This window comes from Isoptericola sp. Y581, assembly GCF_059445475.1.
On record NZ_JCAIUK010000001.1, the window covers coordinates 129,667 to 144,370 of the forward strand.

General features: G+C 75.1%; 14 protein-coding genes. 6 read left to right on the forward strand and 8 right to left on the reverse strand.

Features of this window, described 5'->3' with window-relative positions:
* Positions 1 to 20: 20 nt before the first annotated feature.
* The 4 genes from AC1C2W_RS00650 to AC1C2W_RS00665 all read right to left on the reverse strand — a co-directional run bounded on the left by AC1C2W_RS00650 (position 21) and on the right by AC1C2W_RS00665 (position 4,372).
* The gene (locus AC1C2W_RS00650) at positions 21 to 980 is read right to left on the reverse strand and encodes a zinc-binding dehydrogenase (RefSeq protein ID WP_495388286.1); all 960 of its coding nucleotides are present in this window, start codon (positions 978 to 980) and stop codon (positions 21 to 23) included.
* Between the two features lie 99 nt (positions 981 to 1,079).
* Positions 1,080 to 1,508 (reverse strand): VOC family protein, encoded by a 429-nt coding sequence (locus AC1C2W_RS00655; RefSeq protein WP_495388285.1) that lies wholly within the window; start codon positions 1,506 to 1,508, stop codon positions 1,080 to 1,082.
* Between the two features lie 207 nt (positions 1,509 to 1,715).
* Positions 1,716 to 2,897: a homoserine O-acetyltransferase MetX gene (gene metX / locus AC1C2W_RS00660; protein ID WP_495388450.1), complete on the reverse strand. Its 1,182-nt coding sequence runs from the start codon at positions 2,895 to 2,897 to the stop codon at positions 1,716 to 1,718.
* Between the two features lie 101 nt (positions 2,898 to 2,998).
* Positions 2,999 to 4,372: a bifunctional o-acetylhomoserine/o-acetylserine sulfhydrylase gene (locus tag AC1C2W_RS00665; RefSeq protein ID WP_495388284.1), complete on the reverse strand. Its 1,374-nt coding sequence runs from the start codon at positions 4,370 to 4,372 to the stop codon at positions 2,999 to 3,001.
* A 383-nt stretch (positions 4,373 to 4,755) separates the two neighbouring features.
* On the opposite strand from AC1C2W_RS00665, the gene AC1C2W_RS00670 reads away from it, so the two are divergent.
* Positions 4,756 to 6,177, forward strand: a complete 1,422-nt coding sequence (locus AC1C2W_RS00670) for a C40 family peptidase (protein ID WP_495412083.1) — start codon at positions 4,756 to 4,758, stop codon at positions 6,175 to 6,177.
* A 96-nt stretch (positions 6,178 to 6,273) separates the two neighbouring features.
* On the opposite strand, the gene AC1C2W_RS00675 is transcribed toward AC1C2W_RS00670, so the two are convergent.
* Together AC1C2W_RS00675 and AC1C2W_RS00680 are read right to left on the reverse strand one after the other, a co-directional pair.
* Positions 6,274 to 7,335 (reverse strand): zinc-binding dehydrogenase, encoded by a 1,062-nt coding sequence (locus AC1C2W_RS00675; RefSeq protein WP_495388282.1) that lies wholly within the window; start codon positions 7,333 to 7,335, stop codon positions 6,274 to 6,276.
* A gap of 4 nt (positions 7,336 to 7,339) precedes the next feature.
* The gene (locus AC1C2W_RS00680) at positions 7,340 to 7,921 is read right to left on the reverse strand and encodes a TetR/AcrR family transcriptional regulator (RefSeq protein ID WP_495388281.1); all 582 of its coding nucleotides are present in this window, start codon (positions 7,919 to 7,921) and stop codon (positions 7,340 to 7,342) included.
* Positions 7,922 to 8,027: 106 nt separating this feature from the next.
* On the opposite strand from AC1C2W_RS00680, the gene AC1C2W_RS00685 reads away from it, so the two are divergent.
* The gene (locus tag AC1C2W_RS00685; protein WP_495412084.1) at positions 8,028 to 8,954 is read left to right on the forward strand and encodes an SDR family NAD(P)-dependent oxidoreductase; all 927 of its coding nucleotides are present in this window, start codon (positions 8,028 to 8,030) and stop codon (positions 8,952 to 8,954) included.
* Between the two features lie 37 nt (positions 8,955 to 8,991).
* On the opposite strand, the gene AC1C2W_RS00690 is transcribed toward AC1C2W_RS00685, so the two are convergent.
* Positions 8,992 to 9,492 carry an inorganic diphosphatase gene (locus tag AC1C2W_RS00690; protein WP_495388280.1) on the reverse strand — a complete coding sequence of 167 codons (501 nt, stop codon included), beginning with the start codon at positions 9,490 to 9,492 and terminating at the stop codon, positions 8,992 to 8,994.
* Positions 9,493 to 9,674: 182 nt separating this feature from the next.
* Here AC1C2W_RS00690 and dacB point away from each other — a divergent pair, with 182 nt between their 5' ends.
* On the forward strand, positions 9,675 to 11,087 hold the full coding sequence (gene dacB, locus AC1C2W_RS00695) for a D-alanyl-D-alanine carboxypeptidase/D-alanyl-D-alanine endopeptidase (protein ID WP_495388279.1): 1,413 nt from the start codon (positions 9,675 to 9,677) through the stop codon (positions 11,085 to 11,087).
* A 16-nt stretch (positions 11,088 to 11,103) separates the two neighbouring features.
* Here the strand turns inward: dacB and AC1C2W_RS00700 are convergent, their stop codons facing one another.
* On the reverse strand, positions 11,104 to 11,508 hold the full coding sequence (locus tag AC1C2W_RS00700) for a GNAT family N-acetyltransferase (protein WP_495412085.1): 405 nt from the start codon (positions 11,506 to 11,508) through the stop codon (positions 11,104 to 11,106).
* Positions 11,509 to 11,610: 102 nt separating this feature from the next.
* Between AC1C2W_RS00700 and AC1C2W_RS00705 the strand changes: the two genes are divergently transcribed.
* Genes AC1C2W_RS00705 through hpt form a run of 3 tightly spaced genes read left to right on the forward strand, consistent with a single transcriptional unit; the run spans position 11,611 to position 14,685 of the window.
* On the forward strand, positions 11,611 to 12,711 hold the full coding sequence (locus tag AC1C2W_RS00705) for a zinc-dependent metalloprotease (RefSeq protein WP_495388277.1): 1,101 nt from the start codon (positions 11,611 to 11,613) through the stop codon (positions 12,709 to 12,711).
* Positions 12,712 to 12,735: 24 nt separating this feature from the next.
* Positions 12,736 to 14,130 carry a tRNA lysidine(34) synthetase TilS gene (gene tilS, locus AC1C2W_RS00710; RefSeq protein ID WP_495412086.1) on the forward strand — a complete coding sequence of 465 codons (1,395 nt, stop codon included), beginning with the start codon at positions 12,736 to 12,738 and terminating at the stop codon, positions 14,128 to 14,130.
* Positions 14,131 to 14,133: 3 nt separating this feature from the next.
* On the forward strand, positions 14,134 to 14,685 hold the full coding sequence (hpt, locus tag AC1C2W_RS00715) for a hypoxanthine phosphoribosyltransferase (RefSeq protein WP_495388275.1): 552 nt from the start codon (positions 14,134 to 14,136) through the stop codon (positions 14,683 to 14,685).
* The last annotated feature ends 19 nt before the right edge of the window (positions 14,686 to 14,704 follow it).

Sequence of the window (14,704 nt, forward strand, 5' to 3'; positions counted from 1 at the left end):
ACCGGCGAGGTTCGTCGGGCTCAGGGCAGGACGACGATCTTGCCGGTCTGCTCGCCGGCGTCCAGCCGCGCCAGGCCCGTCGCGACGTCGGCGAGGCGCACCTCGGAGTCGATGACGGGCCGCACGCCGGTGCGGGCGCAGAACCGCACCAGGGCAACCAGGTCGTCGCGCGACCCCATCGTCACGCCCTGCACCCGGATCTCGTTGAAGAAGACGCGCGTCAGCTCCGCGGGCGGCGCGTCCCCGGACGTCGCCCCGCACACGACGATCGTGCCGCCGGGCCGCACCGAGCGCACCGAGTGCGCCCAGGTGGCCTGGCCCACCGACTCGATCACCGCATCCACGCGGCCGGGCACGCGGGCGCCCGTCTCGACCGCGTGCGCCGCACCCAGGGCCACGGCGTGCTCCCGGCGCTCGGCCGAGCGCGAGGTCACCGTGACCTCCAGGCCGGCGGCCGCGCCCAGCAGGATGGCGGCGGTGGCGACGCCGCCGCCCGCGCCCTGCACGAGCACCCGGTCGCCCGGGGCGAGCCCGCCGGCGCCGAACAGCATCCGGTAGGCGGTGAGCCAGGCCGTGGGCAGGCAGGCGGCCTCCTCGAACGACAGGTCGTCGGGGAGCGGCACCAGGTTGTGGGTGGGCACGGCGACGCGCTCCGCGAGCGTGCCCGGGTACTTCTCCGACAGCAGCGTGCGGCGCTCGTTCGGCCCGACGCCGTGCCCGTCGGCGCCGATCACCCCGTGCAGGAGCACCGGCGTGCCGTCGGCGGCGGTCCCCGCGGCGTCCGTGCCGAGGATCATCGGCAGCTGCTCGGCCCGCAGGCCGACGCCACGCAACGACCACAGGTCGTGGTGGTTGAGGGAGGCGGCGCGCACCTCGACGGTGGTCCAGTGCTCCCGCGCCTCCGGTTCCGGCCGGTCGCCCACCTCCAGCCCGTCGAGCGGGGAGTCGGGCGAGAACCGGGCGACAGTGGCGGTGAGCATGCGGACCAACCTAACGCGCGATGACCGCGGCGCCTTCGACCCTGGGATCCGTACCGTCAGGTTGATGGCGGTACGAATCCCGTGGTCGAAACGGGACTGTCAGGGAGCGCCGACGTCGAACATCCAGGTGACGCCGTAGCGGTCGGTGACCTGGCCGTAGAAGTCGCCCCAGGGCGCCTTGTCGAACGGCATCGCGTCGGAGCCGCCCTCGGCGAGCTTCGCGTACGCGCCCGCCACGTAGTCGTAGTCCTCGGGCCCGCCGGTGAGCGCCACGGTGACGCCGCTGGTGGGCGCGACGTACGGCATCATCGAGCCGGTGTCGGCCGCCATCAGGGTGAGGCCCGACGGTGCGTCGAGCTGGCCGTGCATGACCAGGTCCTTGTCGGCATCGTCGATGGGCATTCCGGAGTCTGCCGGCATGGACCCGAACGTGCTGACGTCGAGCTCGCCGCCGAGCACCGAGCGGTAGAACTCGAGGGCCTCGCCGGCCTGGTTCTTGAAGCTGAGATAAGGGTTGAGCCGGACCATCGGGGTCGCCTCCAGCAACGCTGCGGAGTGGGCGGCCGCGCGGGTCGGCGGCCGCTCCCACCGTAGGCAGACCCGTCGACGCTCGCCCCCTCGCTGGACGAGCCTGTCGAGGCCAAGGCCCTCGGGTTCGACAGGCTCGACCAGCAAGAGGGTTTCGACAGGCTCGACCAGCAAGAGGGTTTCGACAGGCTCAACCGGCGGGAACGCTCAGTCGTCGACGCTCGCCCCCGCGAGGAAGTCGGCGACGATGGGACCGAGCTGGTCAAACTCGATGAGGAAGCCGTCGTGCCCGAAGTCGGAGGTGACGATGCGCAGCGGCTCCGCTCCGGGTACCCAGGCGGCGATACGGCCGGCCTGCTCCGGCGGGAAGAGCCGGTCCGAGTCCACCGCCACCACCAGCGCCCTGGCCGTGATCTGCGACAGCGCCGACTCCACGCCGCCGCGGTCGCGGCCCAGGTCGTGGCTCAGCATCGACTCGGTGAGCACCAGGTAGGAGTTGGCGTCGAACCGGCGGGCGAGCTTGTCGCCGTGGTGGTCGAGGTAGGACTGCACGGCGTACCGGCCGTCGGCCAGCGGGTCCTCGCCGCCCTGCGGCAGGCGCCCGAACCGCACGTCGAGCTCGGCCGACGTGCGGTACGTGGTGTGCGCGATCTGCCGGGCGATCGCGAGCCCGGCGTCCGGCCCGTCGCCCGCTGCGGCGTCGTAGTAGTCGCCGCCGCGCCAGCGCGGGTCGGCGCGGATCGCCCCGAGCTGCGGGTGCGCCCAGGCGATCTGGTCGCCCGAGGTCTGCGCCGTCGTGGCGATGGCGGCGATCCCGTCCACCCCGATCCCCGCGTCGGGCCCGAGCAGCGCCCACTCCAGCACGCGCAGGCCGCCCATGGACGCGCCGACCACCAGCGACCAGCGCTCGACGCCGAGCTGGTGGGCGAGCTCGATCTCCGCGGCGACCTGGTCGCGCGTCGTGATGTGGGGGAAGCGGCCGCCCCACGGCCGGCCGTCGGGGGCGTCGGACGCCGGGCCGGTGGTGCCCTGACAGCCCCCCAGCACGTTGGGGGCCACGACGAAGTACCGGTCGGTGTCGACGGGCGCGCCCGGGCCGATCATGTCCGACCACCACCCGGCCGTCGGCTGGCCGGGGCCGTCGGGCCCGGCCACGTGCGCGTCACCGGTCAGCGCGTGCAGCACGAGGACGGCGTTGGAGCCGTCGGGGGCGAGCTCGCCCCACGTCTCGTAGGCGACGCGCACGTCCGGCAGCACGCCGCCCGCCTCGAGCTCGACCGCGCCGACGTCGGCGAACCGGCGGGCCGCCTCGGGGTCGCCCGCGCGCCAGGCGCCGGAGGCGGGCACGGGCGCCTCTGCCCGCGCCCGCGTGACCGGCGTCGGGCGCACCGTCGGGGCGGTGCCCGCGCGTCGTCCGCCCACGGACCGCACGGTGGGGGCGACGTGCACGCCGGCGCGCCGCACGGGCTGGGGCTGGCGCCCGGACGTCGTCACGCGGCCGCCTCGTCGTTGCCCGTCGTCGCGGGGGACAGCGCGTCGGCCGCCGCGGCGAACCCGAGCTCGAGGTCGGCGAGGATGTCGTCCACCCCCTCCAACCCGACGGAGAGCCGCACCAGCGCGGGCGTCACGCCCGACAGCGCCTGCTCGGCGGGGGTGAGCTGGGAGTGGGTGGTCGAGGCGGGGTGGATGACCAGCGACCGCACGTCGCCGATGTTCGCGACGTGCGAGTGCAGCTGTAGTGCAGAGACGAAGGCGCGTCCGGCGGCGGCGGCCTGCACCGGGTCGGCCAGGTCGAGCTCGAAGGCGACGACGCCGCCCGCGCCCTTCGGCGCGTACTTCCGCGCGTTCTCGTACCACGGGGACGACGGGAGGCCCGCGTAGTGCACCAGGCGCACGTCGTCGCGCTCCTCCAGCCACGCCGCGACGCGCTGGGCGTTGGCCACGTGCCGCTCCACGCGCAGCGACAGGGTCTCGAGGCCCTGCGCGAGCAGGAAGGCGTTGAACGGCGCGATGGCGGGGCCGAGGTCGCGTAGCAGCTGCACCCGCGCCTTGAGCACGAACGCGAGGTTGGCGCCGAGCGCGGAGCCGACGCCGAGGTCGCGGGCGTAGACGAGGCCGTGGTAGCTGGCGTCGGGCTCGTTGAAACCGGGGAAGCGCTCGGGCTGCGCGGCATAGTCGAACGTGCCGCCGTCGACGATGACGCCGCCGATCGCGGCGCCGTGCCCGCCCAGGTACTTGGTGGCGGAGTGCACCACGACGTCGGCGCCGTGCTCGATGGGCCGCACCAGGTACGGCGTCGCGACGGTGTTGTCGACGATCAGGGGGACGCCGACCTCGTGCGCGACGGACGCGACGCCCGCGATGTCCAGCACGTCGGCGCGCGGGTTGGGGATGGTCTCGCCGAAGAACGCCTTGGTGTTCGGCCGCGCGGCGGCGCGCCAGGCGTCGAGGTCGTGCGGGTCGTCGACGAAGGTGGTCTCGATCCCGAGCCGCGGCAGCGTGTGGTGCAGCAGGTTGTACGTGCCGCCGTACAGGCTCGGGCTGGCCACGAGGTGGTCGCCGGCCTGCGCGACGTTGAGGATCGCCAGGGTCTCGGCGGCCTGGCCGGAGGCGACGAGCAGCGCGCCGACGCCACCCTCGAGGTCCGCGATACGGGCCTCGACGGCCTCCTGCGTCGGGTTGCCGATGCGCGTGTAGATCGGGCCGAGGTCGGCCAGCGCGAACCGGTCGGCGGCGACGTCGGCGCTGGGGAACTCGAAGGACGTGGTCTGGTAGATCGGCAGGGCCCGGGCGCCGGTGGTGGCGTCGGGGGACTGGCCGGCGTGGATCTGGCGGGTCTCGAAGGTCCAGCTCGACGTGGTCATGACGTGCTCCCGGGGCTCGATGTCGGCTCGTTCGTCGGCTCGTTCGGCGGTGATCGGGCCGCGGTGCTCCCAGGGGCCTGCGCGTCTGGGGCGGGCCGCGGCGGTCGGCTGCGCACGCGGAGCGGATGGCTGGGTCGACGAGCGGCCGCAGGCAGGCGAACGTGCGCGGAGGTCAGCGGCACATTCGGCAGGTCATACCCACGACGGTAGCCCGGGGGCCGGCAGGGCGATACCCGCGTCTTGCCATGTGGGACCAGGATGTGGACGGCGTGTCGGCTTGCCGGGAGGGTCGTGGGCCGTGCTTTCGGGTGGCGCTGCCGGTCGGCGTGGGTGAGCCTGGGCGAGGTTGCCCGCAGCACGCCTGCCCAGGGGAGGAGCAGAGCATGGCTCGCACCGCACGCTCCCGCCGCACCGGAACGGTGACGGCGCTGGTCGCCGTCGTGCTGCTCGGGGGGTCGCCCGCCGGAGGCGCGGCGTGGGCCGACCCGCCGTCCGACGACGACGTGGCCACGGCGCACGCGGCCGAGGACGCCGCCCGCCTCGACGTCGACGGGGCCGAGGCACGGCTCGACGCGATCCGGGGCGAGCTCGCGCGAGCCGAGGCGGCAGTCCAGACGGCCGCCGAGGACTACTCCGAGGCGCGCGAGCTGCTCGCGACGGCGAAGCAGGCCACCGAGGACGCGCGCGAGCGCGCCGACCAGGCCCAGGCTGCCGAGACGCGGGCCCGGACCTCCCTGGCCGAGGCGTACCGCACGACCGCCCGGGCGAGCGAGTCCGCGCTGGGGCCGCTCGACGTGGTCGCCGGGGCGCGCGACGTCGGGGACGTCGTGTCCACCGAGTCGGCGCAGCGCGCCGTCGACCGGAAGGTCTCCGGCGCCCTGGCCACCCAGGCGGACCTCCGCGCCACGGCGCGCAACGCCGACGCGCGCTGGGCGGCCGCCCGCGCCGAGCAGCAGGAGGCCAGCGAGGCCGCCGAGGCCGCGTTCGCCACCGCGCAGCGCACCGCCGACGACCTGGCCGCCCGGACGGCGACGGTCGAGCAGGAGCGCGACCGGCTGTTCACGCGCCTCGCCGACCTGCGCAGCACGACCGTCGAGCTCGAGCGGCAACGCGAGGAGGACCGGCAGGCGCGCGCCGCGGCCGCGCGCGAGGCGGCGGCCCGTCAGGCGGCGCAGGACGCGGCGACGTCGACCCTCGCCGACGAGCCCGCGCCGCAGGACGACGCGCCGTCAGGGCCCGCCGACGAGTCCGCGGACGAGCCCGCCGCCCAGCCGGAGCGGGACGCCGGCGGGTCGGACGAGGGGTCGTCGTCCGGGGGCGGCAGGCAGGGTGACGGCGACCGGGCCGACGAGACCCCGGAACCGGAGCCGACCCGGACCCGCGAGCCGGAGCCCGAGACCGAGACGCCGCCGGTCAGCGGCGTCGGGCAGGGCAGCGCGGCGCAGGGGCGCGAGGCGCTGTCGTGGGCGCGCTCGAAGATCGGCACCGCGTACCAGTGGGGCGGCGACGGCAACCCGGGTTACGACTGTTCGGGCCTGACCTCGGGGGCGTGGAACGCGGCCGGCGTGTGGATCACGCGCACCTCGCGGTCCCAGTACCTCACCGTCGGCAAGGTCTCGTACGACACCATGCGGCCGGGCGACCTCATCTTCTACGCGAACGACACCTCCGACCCGTCGACCATCCGGCACGTCGCGGTCTACGCGGGCGGCGGCAAGATGGTCGAGGCCCCGCGCCCCGGCCTCACCGTCCGGGAGACGCCGATCCGCTGGGCCGAGGTCATGCCGTACGCCGGCCGCCCCTGAGCCGTTGTGGGTGCGATCGTGGGGCCGGCCGGACCATCGTCTGCTGGTGCGCGCGCCCGCCGTCGGTCATGAGCCGGCGATGTCGATCATCGGGCGTCACGGCCGGAGCAGCACCTTGGTGGCGCGGCGCTCGTCCATCGCGGCGTACGCCTCGGCGACGTCGGCGAGCGGCAGCTCGAGGTCGAAGACCTTCCCGGGCCGGATCGCGCCGGACATGACCTCGGGCAGCAGCGTCTCCATGTAGCGGCGCGCGGACGCCATGCCGCCGCCGATGGTGAGGTTGCGGTCGAAGAGCCGCCGCACGCTCAGCTCCGGCCCGCCGTTCGGCACTCCGACGAAGCCGATGCGACCACCGCCGCGCACGACGTCGAGCGCGGTGTCCATCGACTGCTTGGTACCCACGCACTCCAGGGCCGCGTCGGCGAGGTTCCCGCCCAGCAGGTCGCGCACGGCGGCGAGCCCCTCCTCGCCACGCTCGGCGACCACGTCCGTCGCGCCGAACTCCCGGGCGAGCGCGGCGCGGTCGTCGTGCCGGCTCATCGCGACCACGCGCTCCGCGCCGAGCAGCCGGGCCGCGATCACGCCCGACAGCCCGACCGCGCCGTCGCCCACCACGACGACGGTGTCGCCGTCGGAGACGTGGGCGGAGAACGCCGCGTGGTAGCCGGTGGACATCACGTCGGCGAGGGACAGCAGGTGCGGGACGAGGCCCGCGGCCTCGAGCTCGGCCTCGGTGCGGCCCACGGGGAACAGCGAGTGCTGCGCGAGGGGGATCCGCACGCGCTCGCCCTGCGCGCCGTCGACCGGGTGACCCTCGCGGTCCGTCGAGCCGAAGCCGGTCACCAGGTCGCAGGCGGCGGGGTAGCCGGCGCGGCATGCCTGGCAGACGCCACAGCTCATCGTGAACGGCAGGATCACGAAGTCACCCACCTCCGCGGAGGTCACCTCCGCGCCCAGCTCCTCGACGACGCCCACCAGCTCGTGCCCGATGGGGCGGGGCTTCCGGACAGGGGTGACGCCGCGGTACGGCCAGAGGTCGGAGCCGCACACGCAGGCGGCGACGACGCGGACCACGGCGTCGTGAGGGGTGAGGATCCGGGGGTCCGGGCGCTCCTCGACGCGGACGTCGCGGGCGTCGTGGATCACGGCAGCAAGCATGGGCTCACCGTAGACGTCCGCGGGAGCGATCGGCCCCGCCGGCCTCCGGGTCGGCGAGGGCACGCACCACGGCGGCGGAGCGCGGGGCGAGCGCGTCCTGCTCGACGCGGCCGAGCAGCGTGCCCGGCACGATGCCACGCATGACCGCGACGCCCAGCACCCAGGCGACGAGGAGCTCGGCGCGCAGCTCTGCGTCCTCGCCGTCGAGCTCCCCGGCGAGCTCGTCGAGGTAGGGCCCGCAGACCGCGGCCTGCAGGCGGGCCTCGCCGGCGGCGCGGCCGCCCGAGCGCAGCAGCGCCGCCAGGGGTCGGGCGCCGTCGGGCGGGAAGGCGACGAGGGACAGGAGCCGGTCCACGAACTCCTGCGGGGGGAGGCCGAGCGCGCTCTGGGGGTCCTCGTCCGCGGTGGCGGCCACGAAGAGCCCGTCCTTCGAGCCGAAGTACCGGAAGACGAGCGCGGCGTCGACGCCGGCGTCGGCCGCGACGGCCCGCACGCTGGTGCCCGCGTACCCGTGCTCGGCGAACCGCCGGCTTGCGGCCAGCAGCAGCCGGGCCCGCGTGGCTTCCTTGTCCCGTCGTACGACCATGCCCACGACGCTAAGTCATCACTCGTTGACTTGTCGAGGGCGCGCTCCCTAGCGTCGACGGCACTGCCGGGGCCGCCGCGGTCCGGGCCACGACGAGGGAGCGCACATGGGCACGACGAAGGGCGGCGGGGACACGACCGGCACGACCGGCACGAACGGCGCGAACGGCGCGAACGGCGCGACCGGCACGGACGGCGCGAACGCCGCTGGGACACGCAGGACGACGGTCGTCGCGGGCGGCACGGCCGGGCTCGGGCTCGGCATCGCGCTCGCCCGGCTGGACGCCGGGGACGCGGTGACCGTCGTCGGTCGTGACCCGCGGCGCGGGGCGGCGTTCCTCGCGCGGGCCAGAGCCGCGGGCGCCGACGACCGGGCAGGCTTCGTGGCGGGAGACCTCACGACCGCCGCGGGGACCTGGGACGTCGTGGAGCGCGTGCAGGAGCGGCATGACGCCGTCGACGCGCTGGTCGTCACCGCATACGCGCCGCAGCTGCGTCGGCGCGCCACCCCCGAGGGCGTCGAGGTCTCGCTGTCCCTGTACTACCTCGCGCGCCGGATCCTCGGCGAGGGGCTCGCACCGCAGCTCGACCGGGCGGAGCGGCCGGTGATCGTGAGCCTCAACGGCGTCGGGGTCGTGCACGGCCGGATGCACTGGGACGACCTCATGCTCGAGCGCGGCTACCGCGTCGCCGAGGCAACCAAGCAGAGCGGGCGGGCGGCCGAGCTGCTCGCCGTCGCTCACGCGGGCGCGACCCCGCCCCGTCGGGCCCGGTACGTGCTGGCGCACCCGGGGTACACCCGGACCGCCGCCACCGGTCTCCCGTGGCCGGCGCGCGCCCTGTCCCGGGTGATGGGGCTCGCCGCGCAGCCGGTGAGCCGCGCGATCGAGCCGATCCTCGCCCTGATCGAGGTGCCACCCGCCGACGCGCTCACCGCGATCGACCGCGGCCGCCCCGTCGACGTCGCGTCGTTCGCCGACGCCGCTGAGGCCGCGCGCCTGGAGGAGGTCATGGCGCCGTACGCGAGCGCCTGAAACAGATCAGGTCGGCAGACGGCGGCCCTGAGGTGAATCAGTGGCCGTCGTAGTAGCCGGTGTCCTTGGCGCGCTGGAAGGAGCGCACGACCTCGGCCTGGGCGTCCTCGCGACCGACCCAGTGGGCGCCCTCGACGGACTTGCCGGGCTCGAGGTCCTTGTAGACCTCGAAGAAGTGCTGGATCTCCAGGCGGTGGAAGTCGGAGACGTCGTCGATGTCCTGGCGCCACGCCGCGCGCTGGTCGCCGGTGGGGACGCACAGCACCTTGTCGTCGCCGCCGGCCTCGTCGCGCATGCGGAACATGCCCAGGGCGCGGCAGCGGATCAGGCAGCCGGGGAAGGTCGGCTCCTCGAGTAGCACGAGCGCGTCCAGCGGGTCGCCGTCCTCGCCGAGGGTGCCCTCGATGAACCCGTAGTCGTCCGGGTAGCGGGTGGAGGTGAAGAGCATGCGGTCGAGGCGGATGCGACCGGACGCGTGGTCGACCTCGTACTTGTTGCGCTGGCCCTTCGGGATCTCGATCGTGACGTCGAACTCCACTGTTCCTCCATGCTCGGTGGCGGGCATGCCCGGTGCAGACGCCCTGTCAAAGTGTGCCACGAGGGGCCCGCAAACCGGCTCGTGGGCTGGCGCCGAGCCGCCCCGGGACGTGGGATGATACGCACTGAGCACGGCACGGGACCCGATCTGTGACGATGCTCACCGACACGAGGAGGGGCCGCATGGGGTGGCGGGCGAGCGTCGGCGCCACCGTCACGACAGTGGTCGTGCTCTTCAGCGGATACCTCGTCGCGGACGCCTACGACGTCGTCCCCGGCATGCTCACCACCGCGGCGCCCCCCGCGGCGCCAGCCCCCTTCCCCTCCGCTCCGGGCGCCACGACCGGTCCCGAGCTCGAGCGCTCCCTGCCGGACCTCCCGTCCGACGCCCCCGAGCCGGAGACGGCGGCCGTCGGCAAGCTCGTGAAGGAGCTGGCGGGCGACAAGCGTCTGGGCAAGCGGGTGAGCGCGTTCGTGACCGACGCGGCCACGGGCGAGGTGCTCGGTTCGACGGCGCCCGACAAGGCGATGGTGCCGGCGTCGATCCAGAAGCTGCTCACCGCCGTCGCCACCCTCGAGGGGCCTGGCGGGGACACGACGCTTCCCACGACGGTCGTGCTCGACGGCGACTCCCACCTGGTGCTGGTCGGCGGCGGCGACATGCTGCTCGCCGCCGGCGCCGGCGACCCGGACGCCGTGAACGGCCGCGCGGGCCTGGGCGACCTCGCCGACCAGGTGGCGGGCCAGGTGCTCGTGACCGGCCAGGACACCGTGACCCTCAGCCTGGACGACACGCTCTTCACCGGACCGGCGGTGCCCGCGTCCATCCCGAAGGCCGACGTCAAGGACGGCTACACCGCGCCCGTGGCGGCGCTCGCGGTCGACGTCGCGCGGACCACCGACGAGGAGTACGCGCCCCGGGAGGAGGACCCGGCGGCGGCGGCCGCCGCGACGTTCGCGAAGGCGCTCGCCGAGCGCGGCGTGTCCGTGCGGGGGGACGTCTCCCGCGCCTCCGCGCCGTCGTCCGCCCGGGAGGTCGGCCGGGTGGAGTCGGCGCCGCTGCGCGACGTCGTCGGCGACATGCTCCGCCGGTCCGACAACACGATCACCGAGGTCATGGGGCGGATCGTGGCGATCGACGCTGGCCTGCCGGGCACCGGCGAGGACGCGATCCGGGCCGTGCTCGCCGGCAACGACGACCTCGGGGTCGACATGGAGGGCGCCAAGCTCGTCGACCTCTCCGGGCTCGGCCGTGGCTCGCGGCTCTCGGCGCGGCAGCTGGGGGGCGTGCTGGGGCTCGCCGTCGACCCCGACCGCCCGGCGCTGCGCGACGTCGCCGACGGGCTCGCCGTGGCGGGGCTCAACGGCACGCTCCACGACCGCTTCGCGCAGGGCAACCCGGGCCGCGGGTACGTGAACGGCAAGACCGGCAGCCTGCCGAACGTCACCAGCCTGGCGGGCACCGTCGTGACGGCGGACGACCGCCTCCTCGTGTTCGTCACCATGGCGGACAAGGTGCCCGACGGCGGCGCGTACGGCGCGCGGGTCATCTTCGACAACTTCGCTGGCCAACTCGCCGACTGCGGCTGCCGCTGACGCTCGTCGACTGCTGCTAGGTGAGCTGCAGCAGGCCGGCGGCGGTCGTGCGGAACCCGCACGCGTCCAGGTAGAACCGTGCCCGGTCGGCCTCGAAGTCGACGTGCAGCCAGGCACAGCCGTGATCACGGGCGGCGCGGGCGGCGGCGGCCACCAGGGCTCGCCCGATGCCGTGCCCCTGCCGTGCGGGTTCGACGACCGTGTCGAGCAGCACCGCGTGCTGTCCGCCGTCGCCGATCACGTTGACGAACCCGACAAGCACACCGGCCGGGTCGATCGCGGTGACCCAGGTGAGGCTGTGGCGTGCGAGTCGCTCCGACCAGCCCTCGATCGCCTGGCCCGGGTTCGCGAACGCGCGCGTGTGCAGGTCCGAGAGCGCGGCGTCGTCGACCGGGCCCCGTACGACGAGAGCGATGTCCATCGCGGAACCCTATGCCTCCGCCGACCTGTGCCTCCGCTGACCTGTGCCTGTGCCTGCGCCGGCGGGTGCGGCCCTCGACCCGAGGGTGGTTACCGTGGTCCCGTGACCACCCCCGCCCGCGCCGCCGAGCCCCTCCTGGACTGGACGGCGGCGGCGCAGATCGCGGGCCGCCTCGCCCGCCCCGGCGCGACGGCCCCCCGCGACGAGCTGGACGAGCTCGTGGCCGGGCTGCGCACGGCCGCCGGCGCCTCCGTCGGGCACGTGCTGGAGGTCACCGGCATGCAGCCGGCCGGCCCGCAGGCCGCCGACGGCGGCCTGGGCGACGTGCACGTCGTGGACCGGGTCGGGTGGACGCGCGCGAACGCGCAGTCGATGCGTGCGATGACGGACCCGGTCATGACGGCGCTGGCCGCCGACGTGCCGTCGATGTCGCAGGCCGCCCGGTTGGCCGGCGCCGCCGAGGTCGGCGGCCTGCTGGCGCTGCTCTCGGGCCGGGTGCTCGGCCAGTTCGACCCGTACGGGGTGGGCCTCGCGGAGGGGCGCGGCAGGCTGCTGCTCGTCGCCCCCAACGTGCTGCAGGTGGAGCGGGCGCTCGGCCTGCGCCCGCGCGACTTCCGCCTCTGGGTGTGCCTCCACGAGCAGACGCACGCGATGCAGTTCGCCACCGCGCCCTGGCTCGCGGGCCACCTGGTGGGGCGGGTCGGCGACCTGCTGCACGGGGTCACGGAGTCCTCCGTACGGATGGCGCGCGCCCCGCTGCGACAGAAGCTCGCGGTGGTCGGCCGCACGGCGCTGCGGGCGGTGCGGGGGGAGCTCGTCACCCCGCTCGACGGCGTCCTCGGCCCCGAGCAGCGGCGCGAGCTCGAGGAGATCACCGCCGTGATGGCGCTGCTGGAGGGCCACGCCGACGTGATGATGGACGCCGTCGGGCCGCGCGTCGTGCGCACGGTCCGCACCATCCGTGCCCGGTTCGAGAAGCGTCGAGACGGCGAGGGCGCGCCCGCCCTGGACGTCGTGCTGCGCCGGGTGCTCGGCATGGACGCCAAGCTCGCCCAGTACCGCGACGGCGCCGCGTTCGTGCGCGACGTCGAAGAACGGGTGGGGCGCGAGGGGCTCAACGCCGTGTGGACCGACGCCGCGCACCTGCCGTCCGCCCGCGAGATCGCCGACCCGCGCGCCTGGGTGCGCCGCGTCCACGGCTGAGGCCGGTTGCGGGGGCGAGAAGAGATGGCACGCGTCGACCCGGCGCTCGCGGCGGCCCGTGGGGCCGTGCGCGCCGAGCTTGCGGACCTCGCGGACCTGGCCGATGCGGGCGGCCTGACGCCGGGAGGGCTGGTGCTCGTCGCCTGCTCCGGGGGTGCGGACAGCCTCGCGCTGGCCGCGGCGACCGCGGACGAGGCGCGGCGCGTGGGTCGGTCGGTGCGCTCGCCCGGGTACGAGGTGCGGGTGGGCGCGGTCGTCGTCGACCACGGGATGCAGCCGGGCTCGGCCGAGGTGGCCGCCGCCGCCGCCGCGCGGTGCCGGGCGCTCGGCCTGGACCCCGTGCTGGTGCGCCGGGTGCGGGTTGCCGGGACGCCCGGCTCCGGCGGGCCCGAGGCCGCGGCCCGCGAGGCCCGGTACGCCGTGCTCGACGACGTGGCCCGCGAGACCGCCGCCGCCGCCGTCCTGCTCGGCCACACCCTGGACGACCAGGCGGAGTCGGTGCTGCTCGGCCTGGCCCGGGGGAGCGGGGCGCGGTCGCTCGCGGGGATGCCGCGGCGGCGCGGGCTCCTGCGCCGGCCGTTCCTCGGCCTGCGCCGGGCGCAGACGGAGGCCGTCTGTCTCGCCCTCGGTCTCGACTACTGGACCGACCCCACCAACCTGCTCCCGGCCGACGGCGGGCCGGCGCCCGCCCGGACGCGCGTGCGCGGCGCCGTCGTGCCGGTGCTCGAGGACGCGCTCGGGCCGGGCGTCGTGGAGGCGCTCGCGCGCACGGCCGGCCAGCTGCGCGACGACGCCGACCTGCTCGACGCGCTCGCCGCCGACCTGCTCGAGGCGTCGTCGGTCGAGCCTGTCGAGATGCCCTCGTCGGTCGAGCCTGTCGAGACGCCCTCGTCGGTCGAGCCTGTCGAGACCACCTCGTCGGGCGAGCCTGTCGAGACCACGGACCAGGTTTCGACAGGCTCAACCAGCGGCGGGGTTTCGACCCTTCGACAGGCTCAGGACGGCGCAGGCTCAACCAGCGGCGGGGTTTCGACAGGCTCAACCAGCGGCGGGGTTTCGACCCTTCGACAGGCTCAGGACGGCGCAGGCTCAACCGGCGGGATCGTGCTCGACGTCGGGCCGCTCGCGGAGGCGCCCCCGGCCCTGCGACGCCGGGCCCTGCGCGCCGCGGCGCTCGCCGTCGGCTGCCCGCCCGGGGCGACGACGGCGCGGCACGTGGACGCCCTGGAGGCCCTCGTTGTCTCGTGGCATGGGCAGGGCGACGTCCACCTGCCGGGCGACGCTCGCGCGCTCCGCGCGTGTGGCAGGCTCTACCTGCGCCCTGCCGGGCCGGGACCGGACGAGCCCGGTTCGTCCCGGACAGGGCCGGCGCACCCCCAGCCCCGCACCCCAGCCCCCATCCCGCTCTTCGAGGAGTGAACCGTGGACCAGTCGGACGTCTCAGGCGACCTCGCCAACATCCTGCTCACCGAGGAGCAGATCGGCAGCAAGCTCGACGAGATCGCCGCGCGGATCGACGCCGACTACGCAGGCAAGGACCTGCTGCTGGTCGGCGTCCTCAAGGGCGCGGTCATGGTCATGGCGGACCTCGCCCGCCGCCTGCACCACCCGGTGCACATGGACTGGATGGCGGTGTCCTCGTACGGGTCGGGCACCAAGTCATCCGGGGTCGTGCGCATCCTCAAGGACCTCGACGCCGACCTCACCGGGCGCAACGTGCTCGTCGTCGAGGACGTCATCGACTCCGGGCTCACGCTCTCGTGGCTGGTCACCAACCTTCGGTCCCGCGGGCCGGCATCCGTCGAGATCGCGGCCATGCTCCGCAAGCCCGACGCGGCGAAGGTCGACGTCGACGTCCGGTACGTCGGTTTCGACATCCCGAACGAGTTCGTCGTGGGCTACGGCCTCGACTACGCGGAGAAGTACCGGAACCTGCCGTTCGTGGGCACCCTCGCACCGCACGTCTACAGCTGAACGCGGCCATCGCGCCCTG

Coding starts and splice junctions, on each gene's coding strand:
- AC1C2W_RS00650 (WP_495388286.1), bottom strand. CDS start 980: ATGCTCACCGCCACTGTCGCCCGGTTCTCGCCCGACTCCCCGCTCGAC.
- AC1C2W_RS00655 (WP_495388285.1), bottom strand. CDS start 1,508: ATGGTCCGGCTCAACCCTTATCTCAGCTTCAAGAACCAGGCCGGCGAG.
- AC1C2W_RS00665 (WP_495388284.1), bottom strand. CDS start 4,372: ATGACCACGTCGAGCTGGACCTTCGAGACCCGCCAGATCCACGCCGGC.
- AC1C2W_RS00670 (WP_495412083.1), top strand. CDS start 4,756: ATGGCTCGCACCGCACGCTCCCGCCGCACCGGAACGGTGACGGCGCTG.
- AC1C2W_RS00675 (WP_495388282.1), bottom strand. CDS start 7,335: ATGCTTGCTGCCGTGATCCACGACGCCCGCGACGTCCGCGTCGAGGAG.
- AC1C2W_RS00680 (WP_495388281.1), bottom strand. CDS start 7,921: ATGGTCGTACGACGGGACAAGGAAGCCACGCGGGCCCGGCTGCTGCTG.
- AC1C2W_RS00685 (WP_495412084.1), top strand. CDS start 8,028: ATGGGCACGACGAAGGGCGGCGGGGACACGACCGGCACGACCGGCACG.
- dacB (WP_495388279.1), top strand. CDS start 9,675: ATGGGGTGGCGGGCGAGCGTCGGCGCCACCGTCACGACAGTGGTCGTG.
- AC1C2W_RS00700 (WP_495412085.1), bottom strand. CDS start 11,508: ATGGACATCGCTCTCGTCGTACGGGGCCCGGTCGACGACGCCGCGCTC.
- tilS (WP_495412086.1), top strand. CDS start 12,736: ATGGCACGCGTCGACCCGGCGCTCGCGGCGGCCCGTGGGGCCGTGCGC.